The organism is Rhizobium sp. GCM10022189 (assembly GCF_042656325.1).
Lineage (GTDB): Bacteria > Pseudomonadota > Alphaproteobacteria > Rhizobiales > Rhizobiaceae > Rhizobium.
Map to the genome: position 1 here is coordinate 313,777 of NZ_JBHSOR010000039.1, position 12,377 is coordinate 326,153.

Genomic DNA, 12,377 nt, shown 5'->3' on the forward strand with positions numbered 1-12,377 from the left:
GCTGGATGCCTATCGCTGCGCCACAGCTATGCCATTTAGTATGGCAAAGCAACAAATAAATTTGCAGATCGTAATTTTGCTTCCGCGAGAAATCTGATTGCTATGCAGCAATTTCCGTCGCATCTGCGTCGCCATGGATTTTATGCGAAAATTACTTTCTACCGAAATCAACGACATAGCCCGCATATTTGCAGGTTTAGACAACAAATATTGCGCGGACACCGATTTTCATCTACACAATGACCCGGCGAAATGATCTCGCTGCTATCTGGGAGGATTGAAATGAACTACGCTTTGAAAGCCAGCGCGCTTGCGCTGACGCTCAGCCTCGCCACCGCCGCGTCGCCGGCCTGGGCAGACTTCTGGTCGGACGCCGGCGCCAAATTCAAGGGCGTGACCCTGCACGGCGTGACCGAAAGCACGCCGCCGTCCAATTACATCAAGGATGTGCTCGCACCCGAATTCGAGAAGAAGACCGGCATCAAGGTCGAAATCGAGACGACGTCCTGGGATCAGATGTACGACAAGGCCATCAAGGACATGGAGGCCAAGACCGGCATCTACGACATGGTCTACATCGAGCAGGACATCATCTACTCGTATCTGGCGCGCAATTTCCTGGTCGACATCACCCAGACGCTGAAGGATCAGCCGGATCTGAAGGCGCCGACCTACGATGACGCGAACTTCACCAGCTTCGCCGACTATTTCAAGGACGCGAAGGGAGATCTCTTCGGCGTGCCGATGGAAGCCTTCCTCAAGACCTACCTCTACCGCAAGGACCTCTTCGACGACCCGAAGATCAAGGAAGCCTTCAAGAAGGAAACCGGCAAGGACCTGAAGCCGGCGACCACGCATGAGGACTACACACAGATCGCCGAATTCTTCACCAAATACGGAAAGGACAACGGTCTCGAGCTCTGGGGCACGACCGCTCAGGCCCATACGGGCCACGCCGCATCCTGGTACGAATATTTCGAATCCATCGCGCCGACCTTCGGCGTCTACAACTGGGGCATCGACGCCAGCAACAACTACGCGGCGACGGTCGAGCATGGCGGCGCCATGAACAGCGACAAGGCGAAGGCCGCGTTGAAATACTGGCTGCACCTGCGCGATATCGCGCCGCCGGAATCGACGCAATCGACCTGGACGGAAACAGCGACGACCTTCGCGGCGGGCCGCGTCGCCCAGGGATTGATCTATGGCGAGAACGCGGCCTGGATCGCCAGCGATCCTGCGCAGTCAAAGGTGGTCGACAAGGTGGGCTTCGCCCTGCCGCCGCTTGAACCGGGCGTTCTGGAGGATGCCAAATCCGGAAAGGGCTACATCGGCTATTATGACGGCGGCGCCTTCGGCCTGCCGATTACATCCAAGAACAAGGAAGCCGCGCTGCTCTTCCTCGAATTCATGGGGCAGAACGACGTGCAGCCCGATTGGGCGATCGCCGCACCGCGCATCACCAACACGGCGACCTTCGACGATCCGAAGGTCAAGGCGATGGATGTCAAGCTCGGCGGCTTCTATACGATGCTGAAGGATCAGGGCAAGCTCTTCGCCGGCGCTCCCCCGTATCCGTTCCACGCCCAGCTGCGTGAAGCCACCCTGCCGATCTTCTTCGACATTCTGACCGGCAAGATCGCCCCCGACGAAGGCCTCGACCAGATGGCGGCCAAGACGGAAGAGGAGCTCACGTCGCTCGGCTATCGCAAATAAGTCATCCTCCCCACCTTGGCGGGTCGTCTTCGCTTGGCGACCCGTCTCTTTCCTGGCTCGATAGGTCGCCCAACGGGCACCAAAGAGGATGAAGCGATGCATTCGCAAAAGTTTGGATGGCTGCTGCTGTCACCGACGATCCTGATCCTCGGGCTCTTCGGTATTTTTCCTTTCATCTATGTCGTCTGGGTTTCCTTTCATCAATGGAACCCCTTTGCCGCAAATCCGCTGATGGTCTTCAACTGGGCTTCGAACTACCGAAGTCTCGTCTTCGACAAACAGTTCCTCGCCTCGCTCGGCATCACCGTCGCCTTCGTCTTCTTTGCCGTCGTTTCCGAGCTCGTGCTTGGATACATGCTCGCGCAGGCACTGATGAAGGACTTTCCGGGAAAGGCCTTCTTCCGCACCATCCACACTCTTCCGCTGATCATGGCGCCTATCATCGTCGGCTCGGTGTGGAAACTGATGACCACACCGTCGATCGGCATCATCCCGTACCTGCTGCGAAGCTGGTTCGGCTATGATCTGAACATCGGCCAGAGCGCGCTCGCCGCCTTCACCATCACCGTCATCATGGACGTCTGGCACTGGACGCCATTGGTCACGCTGTCCCTGATCGCCGCCCTGGTTTCGCTTCCGCCCGATCCCTTCGAACAGGCGCAGATCGATGGCGCCGGCAAGAGCCAGATCTTCTGGCATATCACGCTGCCACTGATCCGCCCTGCCCTGCTGGCAACGGTATTCATCAGGCTCATGGACGCGCTGCGCACGGTCGACGAGGTTCTGATGCTGACCGGCGGCGGTCCGGGGTCCTCGACGCGCTATATCGGCGTCCACATCTTCAGGGAAGTCTTCCCGAAAACGAACTACGGCTACGGTTCGGCGATCTCGGTCGTCGTGCTCTACCTCACCATCGTCGTCTGCTGGCTGCTCTATGTCGGCCTGATTGCCCCCCGCGCGAAGAGAGGCTGATGCCATGAAGAGACAGAACCCCTGGCTTTCGGTTCTCCTGTGGACGCTGATCAGCTTTGCGACCCTTTTCCCGATCTACTGGCTCTTCGTCATCTCGGTGAAGCAGCCCTTCGATCTGTTCTCTACGCCTGATGTCGTCCTGCGGAGCTTCTTCTGGAAGAATTACCAGGACGTGCTGACGAACGAGACCCTGCGGCGATACATGATCAACTCGCTCGTCATCTCGTCCGGCAACGCGATCCTGGTCACGACACTCGGCTTCCTGGCCTGTTACGCGCTATCGCGCTTCGACCTCGCCGGCAAGGAAAGCATCTTCTTCTGGACGATCACCAACCGCATGGCACCGCCGGCGGTCTTCCTGCTGCCGCTCTTCCTGCTTTTGACCCAGGTCTACAAGATCGGCGACTTCTCACTCGCGGATTCCAGGCTCGGCATGATCCTGGTCTACTGCTCGTTCAACCTTCCCTTCGCCATCTGGACGCTGCGCCCGACGGTAGAGGGCATTCCGAAGGAACTGGACGAAGCGGCTTATGTGGATGGCGCAAGTCCCTGGATGGTCCTCTACGACATCGTCTTCCCCCTGGCGCGACCGGGCCTTGCGGTGACGCTCATCCTCACCTGGGTCTTCGCGTGGAACGAATATCTGCTTGCCGCCACGCTGACCAATTTCAACGCCCGAACGCTTACAACCGGTCTGTCGGAATATGTGACGACGACTGGCACGGCCTGGGGCATCATGGCGGCGATCTCCATGCTGACTTTGATCCCGGCGCTCATCGTCTTCTCGGTCGTGCAGCGTCACATCGTTGCCGGTCTGACCTTCGGCGCAGTGAAAGGATAGCAAGATGGCTTCGGATTCTGAAAACAACGAAAAGCAGCCGGGCTTCCTGCCGATCGAGACCAACTGGTTCGACCGGCTGTTCATCTCGGTCGTCATCTGGGTCGCGCTGTCCCTGCTCTGGATGCGGTTCATCGAACCGTTCGGGCTTTCGGTGTGGTTTGCGGTGGCAATCTCCGCCGCGCTTGGCGCCTACATTATCTGGAAAGGGTGAACCGATGGTCTTTTTGAACAAAATCAAGACGCAAGCCGTGCTGGACTAGGGAGAAACGACATTGGCAAATGTACAGGTCAGCGACGTCACCAAGAGATATGGCGCTCTTCAGGTCATGCACGGCGTCAGCGTCGATATCGAGGATGGCGAATTCGTCGTTCTAGTCGGCCCTTCCGGCTGCGGCAAGTCCACGCTGCTGCGCATGATCGCCGGTCTCGAGACCGTCAGCAGCGGCGACATCAGGATCGGCGGGCGCGACGTCACCAACGCTCCGCCGAAGGAACGCGACATCGCCATGGTCTTCCAGAGCTACGCGCTCTATCCGCACAAGACGGTCGCCGAAAATATGGGCTTTCCGCTGAAGATGGCCAAACGGCCAAAGTCGGAGATCGACGAGAAGGTCGGAAAGGCAGCCGCAATCCTCGATCTGACGCGGTATCTCGACCGCTATCCGAAACAGCTGTCGGGCGGGCAGCGGCAGCGCGTCGCCATGGGCCGGGCGATCGTGCGCGACCCGCAGGTTTTCCTTTTCGACGAGCCGCTGTCCAACCTCGATGCCAAACTTCGCGTCACCATGCGTGTCGAGATCAAGGAGCTGCACCAGCGGCTGAAAACGACCACAATCTATGTCACGCATGACCAGATCGAAGCCATGACGATGGCGAACAAGATCGTCGTCATGCGTGACGGACGGGTGGAACAGGTCGGCAAGCCCCTCGACCTCTACGACTTCCCGGCCAATCTCTTCGTCGCCGGCTTCATCGGCAGCCCGTCGATGAACTTCCTCCAGGGCAAGATCGCAACGCGGGACGGCAGGCAGGTCGTCGTCACCGATCAGGGCGTCGTCCTGCCGGTGGACCGCGTGAATGCCGAGGACGGCAAGGCGGTGACATACGGCATTCGGCCGGAACACATCACCATCGCCGAGGACGGCATTCCGGTTGAGGTGTCGGTCTATGAGCCGACGGGCTCCGAAACGTTGATCTTCGGCCGTGTCGGCGGCGTGCCGATCGACGCGCTTATCCGCGAGCGCATCGAAGTCACGCCCGGCAAGGTGCTGCATTTTCATATTGATCCCCGCCGCGTTCACATCTTTGATCAGGCAACGGGTCAACGATTGTAAGGTGAGGAACAGATGGATTTCCAAGGCAAGAAAGTAATCGTCACCGGTGCCGGCAAGGGCATCGGTCGCGTCGTCGCAGAAACATTGGTCAGGCGGGGCGCTGACGTCGCGGCATTGACGAGAAGTGCCGATGATGTCGTGTCGCTCCGCGAGGAACTGGGCTGCCAGGCCGTTCAGGTCGACCTTGCCGATGCGAAGGCGACGCGGGAGGCGGCACGCGCCGTGCTCCCGGCCGAATTTCTGATCAATTGCGCGGGGACCACCGAACTGCAGTCCTTTCTCGACACCACTGTCGAGGCCTTCGATCATCTGATCGCCGTTAACACGCGCGCGCCGATGATCGTCGCCCAGGAATATGCGCGCTCGTTGATCGAGGCCGGCCGTCACGGCGCCATCGTCAATGTCTCCTCCGTCGCCGCCTTCGTCGGCATCCCCGACCATGCGGCATACTGCGCTTCAAAGGGCGGCCTGGACGGGTTGACGCGGGTCATGGCCAAGGAGCTGGCGCCACAGGGCATTCGCGTGAACGGCGTGCACCCGACGGTGACGCTGACGCCGATGGCGATCAAGGCCTGGAGCGATCCGGAAAAGGCCGCCGGCATGCTGAAGCGCATTCCCGTCGGGCGGTTCGCAGAGTCTCAGGACGTGGCGGAGGTGATCCTGTTCCTGCTCTCGGACGAAGCCGCGATGGTCAACGGCATTTCGATGCCGGTTGACGGCGGCTACATGATCGCGTGAGGCTTCGCATGACCTGGCCGGACAGATCTTGCCCGGTCAGGCCTCAAGCCTTGGCCGGCATTTTCATCACCCTGGCCTCGGCCGCGTCCTGCGCATCCGGCAGCATGAAATCCAGGTCGCAGCCGTTTTCGGCCTGCATCACATGCCGATTGTAGAGTCCGAGCCAGCCGCGGGTTTCGGCAGCCGGTGCAGGCGTCGGCAAACGTCTGGCAAGTTCTGCCTCCTCGACCAGCAGTTCCAGCCGGCGCTCCCGGACGCTCATGCGGATCATATCGCCGTTGCGCACCAGCGCCAGCGGTCCCCCGGCTGCCGATTCCGGCGAGACGTGCAGCACGATCGTGCCATAAGCCGTACCGCTCATGCGCGCATCGGAAATGCGCAGCATGTCCTTCACACCCTTGCGGGCAAGTTTGGACGGAATCGGCAGATAGCCCGCTTCCGGCATGCCCGATGCCTTCGGCCCGGCATTCTTCAGCACCAGAATATCGTCTTCCGTGACATCGAGATCGGGATCGTCGATGCGGTCGGAAAGATCCTTCAGCCCTTCGAACACGACCGCGCGGCCGGTCTTTTCGAACAGCCGCTCGTCGGCTGCCGCACGTTTCAGGATCGCGCCCTTCGGCGCCAGGTTGCCGAAGAGGGCAACAAGCCCGCCATCGGCGCGGATCGGCGTTTCCACCGGCCGGATGACGCTGCCGTCGATCCAGCTGTTGTCGGGCGGCACGAGGTCGGCCAGCGCCTCGCCCGTCACCGTGCGGGCCGAAAGGTCGAGATGGTCGCCGAGCCGCCGCAACAGCGCGCCGACGCCGCCGGCATAGAAGAAGTCCTCCATATAGGCGTCACCGGTGGGCTTGAGATCGACAAGCACGGGTGTGGCGTCCGACATGGCGTTGAGCTTGTCGAGATCGACCTTGAGGCCGAGCCGGCCGGCGATGGCCGCCAGATGGATGATGGCATTGGTGGAACCGCTGATGGCGAGCAGCGTCTTCAGCGCGTTGTCGATCGTCGCCTGCGTCACCGTCTCCTTGAACGTGCGGCCGGAAGCGATGAGACCCATGGCCGCCGTACCCGTGGCTTCGGCGGCACGGAGGCGATCGGCATGGACGGCGGGAATGGCAGCCGTTCCCGGCAGCATCAGACCCATGACCTCGAGCATGATCGCCATGCTGGAGGCCGTGCCCATGACGGCGCAGGTGCCGGCCGTGGTCGCCAGCGAACCCTCGACCTGATCGATCTGCTTGTCTTCCAGCTCCCCGGCGCGATAGCGTGCCCAGAAACGGCGGCAATCGGTGCAGGCGCCAAGGCGCTCGCCCTGATAGCGCGACGTCATCATCGGCCCGGTCGCGAGCACGATCGCCGGCTTGTTGGCCGAGGCGGCCCCCATGACGAGCGCCGGAAGCGTCTTGTCGCACCCGCCAACGAGTACGACGGCATCCATCGGCTGGGCGCGGACCATTTCCTCCACGTCCATCGCCATCAGGTTGCGGAAAACCATGCTGGTCGGGTTCAGAAAGACCTCACCGAGCGAGGTGACGGGGAAATCGAGCGGCAGGCCGCCCGCGGCGAGAACCCCGCGCTTGACGGCTTCCACCAGCTCCGGCACGCCGCGATGGCAATTGTTGAAGCCGCTTGCCGTCCAGGTAATACCGACGACAGGCTTTTCCAGCATCTTGCGGGAATAGCCCATGGAGGATGCGAAGGAGCGGCGCAGATAGGCGGCGAAGCGCGGATCGCCGTAGTTCGTCAGGCCGTTGGCAATGCCTTTTCCGGTCTTGGTCATGCGGGCCGGCCTTTCAGGAGAAACGTGCTTCAGGGTCCGGCGTATCGCCAGGCTTGGCCAGAAAATCGAGGTCGCAGCCCTCATCCGCCTGCAGCACATGCTGGGAGAAGAGCGCACCGTAACCCCGCTCGTAATGCGGTGGCGGCGGGACCCATTCGGCGCGGCGACGGGCAAATTCTTCCTCGGAGATCAGCAGATCAAGGCTGCGCCCCTCTGTGTCCAGGCTGATGAGATCGCCGGTCTTGACCAGCGCCAGAGGGCCGCCAACGCGGCTTTCCGGACAGACATGCAGGATGCAGGTGCCATAGCTCGTGCCGCTCATGCGCGCGTCGGAGAGGCGCACCATGTCACGCACGCCCTGTTCGAGCAATTTCTTGGGGATCGGCAGCATGCCCCATTCCGGCATGCCCGGCGCGCCGGTCGGCCCGGCATCCTGCAGCACGAGGACGCTATCGGGTGTCACGTCGAGATCGGGATTGTCGATCTGTGCGAGCATCTCCTTGAAGTTCTTGAAGACGATTGCCGGACCGGTGTGCTGCAGGAGGTTCGGACTTGCCGCAGCGCGCTTCAGCACAGCGCCGCGCGGCGCAAGATTGCCCTTGAGCACCACAAGCCCACCGGCCGCATAGACCGGATCGGACAGCGGCCGGATGACCTCGTCATCGTAGGGTGCCGCCCCCTCGATCTCCTCTCCGAGCGTACGACCCGTCACGGTCATGCAGGAAAGATCGAGATGATCCCTGATGACGGAGAGCAGCGCGCGAAGCCCGCCGGAATAATAGAAGTCTTCCATCAGGTATTTGCCCGACGGCTGCAGATTGCAGATGACGGGCACGGCCTCGGCCGCCGCGGAAAAGTCATCGAGCGACAGGTCGATATTCAGGCGCCTTGCCATCGCGATCAGATGAATCAGCGAATTGGTGGAGCCCGAAAGCGCCATGTCGGTAACGATGGCATTGAGGAAGCTTGCCCGCGTGACGACGTCGCGCGGACGCAGGTCTTCCCAGACCATCTCGACGATGCGCCGGCCGGCTGTGCTCGCCATCTGCGAATGCGTGGAATCGACGGCCGGAATGGAGCTTGCGCCCGGCAGCGTCATGCCGAGAACATCGGCAAGCGAGGTCATGGTGGAAGCCGTGCCCATCGTGTTGCAGGTGCCGGGCGAACGTGCCGTGCCTTCGCCGAAGGCCCGCCAGGTCTTCTCGTCGATCTTGCCGGCGCGGAAATCGGCAAGTGCTGCCCAGGTGCTGGAGCCCGTGCCGAGATTGCGACGGCCACGGAAATGGCCGCTCAGCATCGCGCCCGCCGGCACGAAGATCGCCGGAATGTTCATGCTGGCCGCGCCCATCAACAGGGCCGGCGTGGTCTTGTCGCAGCCGCCCATCAATACGGCGCCGTCGATCGGATGCGAGCGGAGGATTTCCTCCGTGTCCATGGCGAGCAGATTGCGATAGATCAGCGTGCTCGGGCGCACATAGGTCTCGCCGACGCTAAGCGCCGGCAGTTCCACCGGAAAGCCGCCGGCCTGCCAGATGCCGCGCTTCACTTCCTCGACGCGCTGCGGGAAATGCGTGTGGCAGGAATTGAGATCGGACCAGGTATTGAGGATGCCGATGACGGGCTTGCCCTGAAAATCCTCGCTCGTATAGCCCATCTGTTTGGTGCGGTAGGACTTGTGGTTGCCGGGCTGGCCGCTTGCGCCGAACCAGCGCTGGCTGCGCAGATCCGCAAGGGCAATCTTCTTGTCTTTTGTCATCGGCTTGCCTTCAGAGCAGACGCGTATGCGTGAACTTGATGTTGAGATAGTCGTGGATCGCCGTCGGCCCACCCTCGCGGCCATAACCGCTCTGCTTGACGCCGCCGAAAGGCCCTTCTGGGATCGCAACCACGCAGGTGTTGATGCCAACCATGCCGGCCTCGATGCGTTCGGAGACCATGGTCGCCGCACTCAGCGAACTGGTGAAGAGATAGGAGGCAAGGCCGGCCTCAAGCGCATTGGACCGAGCGATCGCTTCCTCGACGTCGGAGAAAGGCAGGATGGGGGCGACCGGCGCGAAAGGCTCCTCGCGCAGAATCTCCGAGTCCGGATGCACATTCGTCATCACAGTCGGCTCGAAGAAATAGCCGGCATTGATATCGGCAGGACGCCCGCCGCCGCACAGGATATTTGCGCCGCGCTGGCGGGCATCCGCCACCAGCGCTTCGGCGCGGTCGCGCTGGCGGATCGTGGTCATCGGTCCCATGGTGACGGAGCGGTCGAGCCCGTTGCCGAGCTTCAGACGCTTGGCGACTTTCACAAAACCATCGGCGAATTCATCGGCCAGCTTTTCGTGCACATAGAAGCGGCTCGGAGCGGCGCAGACCTGTCCGGAATTGCGGAATTTGGCGAGAGCCGCCGTTTCCGCCGCAAAGGCGACATCGGCGTCTTCGAGCACGAGGACCGGCGCATGGCCGCCAAGCTCCATCGTCAACCGCTTCACCGTATCGGCGCTCTGGTGAATCAGGATCTTGCCGACGCGGGTCGAGCCGGTGAATGAAACCTTGCGTACCGAGGGCGCTGCCATCAGTGGCGCAATCACCTCCTCCGGCGTACCGAAGAGCAAGGTGATGGCGCCTGCCGGCAGGCCGGCGTCCACGCAACATTGCACCATGGCGACAACGCAGGCCGGCGCTTCCTCGGCGGGACGCACGATGACGCTGCAGCCGGCGGCAAGCGCCATGCAGATCTTGCGGGCCGAGAGGTTGATCGGGAAATTCCAGGCCGTCAGCGCCAGCACGACACCGACAGGCTCATAGGTCATCAGGCCGCGACCGCCCGGGCCACGCGAATTGACGGTTTCGCCGGAAAGCTGGCGGGCCTGATCGGCGGCCCATTCGAAATGCTCAGCGCCGGAGATGACCTCCGCCTCGGCTTCGCCGATCGGCTTGCCGACCTCCATCGTCAAAAGCCGGGCGATCTCCGGCATGCGTTCGCGGATCAGGCCGGCGATCTTGCGCAGCATGTCGGAGCGCGCCCAGGGACCGACCTTGCGCCATTCCGCAAAGCCGCGCTCGGCCGATGCCAATGCGTCAGCGACATCGGCACCGCTGGCGAAAGCCAGCTCGCCGAGAACCTCTTCGGTTGCGGGATTGATCACCGCAAAATCGCTGCGGCTGCGGCCCTTTCGAAGCTCATTGCCGATAATCAGCGCAGGCGCCTGATATGTCATCATTCCTCCCTGTCTCGCCTCCGTCAAATTTGCCATGTGCCTATAATCTCTGCACTATCGGCCTCTGCCGGCGAACGCGGACAATTCCTGTCGGCTCCACATTCCAAATTGCACACAAAATTGTCAACAAAATAGTTGCCGAAAAATTTCATCCGTGCCAGTTTTTCTTCGCCGTGGGGTGATATGGTCTTTCCGTCACCCTTTCTCCTTTCACATGTGATCCGCTATGACCCAATATCCCGTCGCCGCCCTCATCGCCCCGCATGCCAAGCTCATCCCGGTTCTGCATGTGGAAAATGCCGATCATGCCGAACCGCTGCTGGAGGCGCTTGTCAGCGCCGGCATCAAGATCCTCGAAGTGACGCTGCGCAGTGCGGCCGGCCCCGAAGTCATCCGCCGTATGCGCAAGATGAACACCGATGCGGTCATCGGAGCCGGTACCGTCACCAAGGCCGATCAGTTGAAACCGGTCGTCGAAGCCGGCGCGATGTTTGGTGTCAGCCCTGCCCTCACACCCGCGCTTGCCGAGCAGGTCCGGCTTTCCGGCCTTCCCTTCCTGCCGGGCATCTGCACGCCGAGCGAATCCCTCTACGCGCGCGAATGCGGCTTCTTCGAACAGAAGTTCTTTCCCGCCGACCTTTTCGGCGGCATGGGCTTCATCAAGCATGTCGATCCGCTCTTTCCCGACGTGCGCTTCTGCCCGACCGGCGGCATTTCGGACGAGAACTCGAGCCAGTATCTGGCACTGCGTAACATTTTCGCCGTTGGCGGCGCCTTTCTCGCGCCACGCGATCTCATCGAAAAGGCCGACTGGAAGACGATTCACGAACGCGGCAAGGCATCGGTGGCAGCCGCCAGCCGTTGATCAGCCTTCGAACAGCGGCTCCGGCAGGCCCGTGACATCGAGATGGATGGCAAAGAGGCCGCCCGCCAGGGGTTCGGCCTCCTTTTCCGCAGCGCTCATGCCCTCATTTGCCGTGGTGATGAACAGCGTGCGGTAATCCGCGCCACCGAAGGCGCACATGGTCACGCGGCTCGCCGGCACTTCGACAATGCGATCGACCCGGCCATCAGGCGTGAAGCGGACGACGCAGCCGCCCATCCAGCGGCCGCTCCAATAGCAGCCATCGGCATCGACAGCGCCGCCGTCGGGCCTTCCCGGTGCACTCTCCCGCTCCAGCCAAAGGCGCCGGTTGGAGGCGATACCGTCGGAACCGTAGTCGAACCGGAACACCTGCTGTCGGCCGCCGTCGACCCAGTACATGACCCGTCCCTCCGGGCTGAAAGCGAGGCCATTGGCGATGGTGCTGTCATTGGCGAGCGGACGAACGGATTTATCCCGGCTGAGCTGCCAGAGCCGCGCCGAGGCGGCATCGCGCGCCAGATTCATCGAACCTGCGAGAAACCGCCCCTCCCGGTCGCAGCGCCCGTCATTGAAGCGGTGGTTTGCAAGACCGACCTCGGGCTCTGCTATTGTCTCGATCGCACCGCTATCCGGATCGAAGAAGGAAAAGCCGTGCTCCATGGCAAGCACCAGTCCGCGGCTGCGCCGCAACGCGAAGCACCCCACGCGTCCGGGCATCGTGAAACTCCCCACGAGACCTGTCGCCGGATCGATCCGGTGAAGGCGTTTCGCCGGAATGTCCGTCCACCAGAGACACTGGCTTCGTTCATCCCAGACCGGCGATTCCCCGGTCTCGTTTCCGGCCGCCAGCAGCAGTTCAGCCTTCAGTCTCATCCTTTGCCCGCCCCCCCGATCCATGCGATAAAAGGACCGTGCCCAGGGG

At 61.9% G+C, this 12,377-nt stretch carries 11 protein-coding genes; 7 read left to right on the forward strand and 4 right to left on the reverse strand.

The window, feature by feature from the left end:
- Nucleotides 1-282: 282 nt before the first annotated feature.
- The 6 genes from ACFPWW_RS16475 (at nt 283) to ACFPWW_RS16500 (ending at nt 5,601) form a co-directional block, all read left to right on the forward strand.
- Nucleotides 283-1,716 carry an extracellular solute-binding protein gene (locus ACFPWW_RS16475; RefSeq protein WP_112570195.1) on the forward strand — a complete coding sequence of 478 codons (1,434 nt, stop codon included), beginning with the start codon at nt 283-285 and terminating at the stop codon, nt 1,714-1,716.
- Nucleotides 1,717-1,812: 96 nt separating this feature from the next.
- A complete protein-coding gene (locus ACFPWW_RS16480; protein ID WP_112570197.1) occupies nt 1,813-2,688 on the forward strand; it encodes a carbohydrate ABC transporter permease in 876 nt (291 codons plus the stop codon).
- 4 nt (nt 2,689-2,692) lie between these two features.
- Nucleotides 2,693-3,529: a carbohydrate ABC transporter permease gene (locus ACFPWW_RS16485; protein ID WP_377312558.1), complete on the forward strand. Its 837-nt coding sequence runs from the start codon at nt 2,693-2,695 to the stop codon at nt 3,527-3,529.
- Between the two features lie 4 nt (nt 3,530-3,533).
- The gene (locus ACFPWW_RS16490) at nt 3,534-3,740 is read left to right on the forward strand and encodes a DUF2160 family membrane protein (protein WP_112570201.1); all 207 of its coding nucleotides are present in this window, start codon (nt 3,534-3,536) and stop codon (nt 3,738-3,740) included.
- A gap of 61 nt (nt 3,741-3,801) precedes the next feature.
- Nucleotides 3,802-4,863 carry an ABC transporter ATP-binding protein gene (locus ACFPWW_RS16495; RefSeq protein WP_112753870.1) on the forward strand — a complete coding sequence of 354 codons (1,062 nt, stop codon included), beginning with the start codon at nt 3,802-3,804 and terminating at the stop codon, nt 4,861-4,863.
- A gap of 12 nt (nt 4,864-4,875) precedes the next feature.
- Entirely contained in the window at nt 4,876-5,601 is a 726-nt protein-coding gene (locus ACFPWW_RS16500; RefSeq protein ID WP_377312560.1) for an SDR family oxidoreductase, read from the forward strand.
- Nucleotides 5,602-5,644: 43 nt separating this feature from the next.
- On the opposite strand, the gene ACFPWW_RS16505 is transcribed toward ACFPWW_RS16500, so the two are convergent.
- The 3 genes from ACFPWW_RS16505 to ACFPWW_RS16515 are packed head-to-tail and all read right to left on the reverse strand — an operon-like array spanning nt 5,645 to nt 10,593.
- Entirely contained in the window at nt 5,645-7,381 is a 1,737-nt protein-coding gene (locus ACFPWW_RS16505) for a dihydroxy-acid dehydratase (protein ID WP_377312561.1), read from the reverse strand.
- Nucleotides 7,382-7,394: 13 nt separating this feature from the next.
- Nucleotides 7,395-9,137: an L-arabinonate dehydratase gene (gene araD, locus ACFPWW_RS16510; protein WP_112570210.1), complete on the reverse strand. Its 1,743-nt coding sequence runs from the start codon at nt 9,135-9,137 to the stop codon at nt 7,395-7,397.
- Nucleotides 9,138-9,147: 10 nt separating this feature from the next.
- Entirely contained in the window at nt 9,148-10,593 is a 1,446-nt protein-coding gene (locus ACFPWW_RS16515; RefSeq protein WP_377312563.1) for an NAD-dependent succinate-semialdehyde dehydrogenase, read from the reverse strand.
- 223 nt (nt 10,594-10,816) lie between these two features.
- Between ACFPWW_RS16515 and eda the strand changes: the two genes are divergently transcribed.
- Complete coding sequence (gene eda, locus ACFPWW_RS16520; protein ID WP_377312565.1) at nt 10,817-11,455, forward strand: bifunctional 4-hydroxy-2-oxoglutarate aldolase/2-dehydro-3-deoxy-phosphogluconate aldolase; 639 nt, start codon at nt 10,817-10,819, stop codon at nt 11,453-11,455.
- Here the strand turns inward: eda and ACFPWW_RS16525 are convergent, their stop codons facing one another.
- Nucleotides 11,456-12,328: an SMP-30/gluconolactonase/LRE family protein gene (locus ACFPWW_RS16525; protein WP_377312567.1), complete on the reverse strand. Its 873-nt coding sequence runs from the start codon at nt 12,326-12,328 to the stop codon at nt 11,456-11,458.
- Nucleotides 12,329-12,377: the final 49 nt, after the last annotated feature.

What these genes read in the sequence shown, in the direction of transcription:
- ACFPWW_RS16475 (WP_112570195.1), top strand. Translation starts at nt 283, where the DNA reads ATGAACTACGCTTTGAAAGCCAGCGCGCTTGCGCTGACGCTCAGCCTC.
- ACFPWW_RS16480 (WP_112570197.1), top strand. Translation starts at nt 1,813, where the DNA reads ATGCATTCGCAAAAGTTTGGATGGCTGCTGCTGTCACCGACGATCCTG.
- ACFPWW_RS16485 (WP_377312558.1), top strand. Translation starts at nt 2,693, where the DNA reads ATGAAGAGACAGAACCCCTGGCTTTCGGTTCTCCTGTGGACGCTGATC.
- ACFPWW_RS16490 (WP_112570201.1), top strand. Translation starts at nt 3,534, where the DNA reads ATGGCTTCGGATTCTGAAAACAACGAAAAGCAGCCGGGCTTCCTGCCG.
- ACFPWW_RS16500 (WP_377312560.1), top strand. Translation starts at nt 4,876, where the DNA reads ATGGATTTCCAAGGCAAGAAAGTAATCGTCACCGGTGCCGGCAAGGGC.
- ACFPWW_RS16505 (WP_377312561.1), bottom strand. Translation starts at nt 7,381, where the DNA reads ATGACCAAGACCGGAAAAGGCATTGCCAACGGCCTGACGAACTACGGC.
- araD (WP_112570210.1), bottom strand. Translation starts at nt 9,137, where the DNA reads ATGACAAAAGACAAGAAGATTGCCCTTGCGGATCTGCGCAGCCAGCGC.
- ACFPWW_RS16515 (WP_377312563.1), bottom strand. Translation starts at nt 10,593, where the DNA reads ATGATGACATATCAGGCGCCTGCGCTGATTATCGGCAATGAGCTTCGA.
- eda (WP_377312565.1), top strand. Translation starts at nt 10,817, where the DNA reads ATGACCCAATATCCCGTCGCCGCCCTCATCGCCCCGCATGCCAAGCTC.
- ACFPWW_RS16525 (WP_377312567.1), bottom strand. Translation starts at nt 12,328, where the DNA reads ATGAGACTGAAGGCTGAACTGCTGCTGGCGGCCGGAAACGAGACCGGG.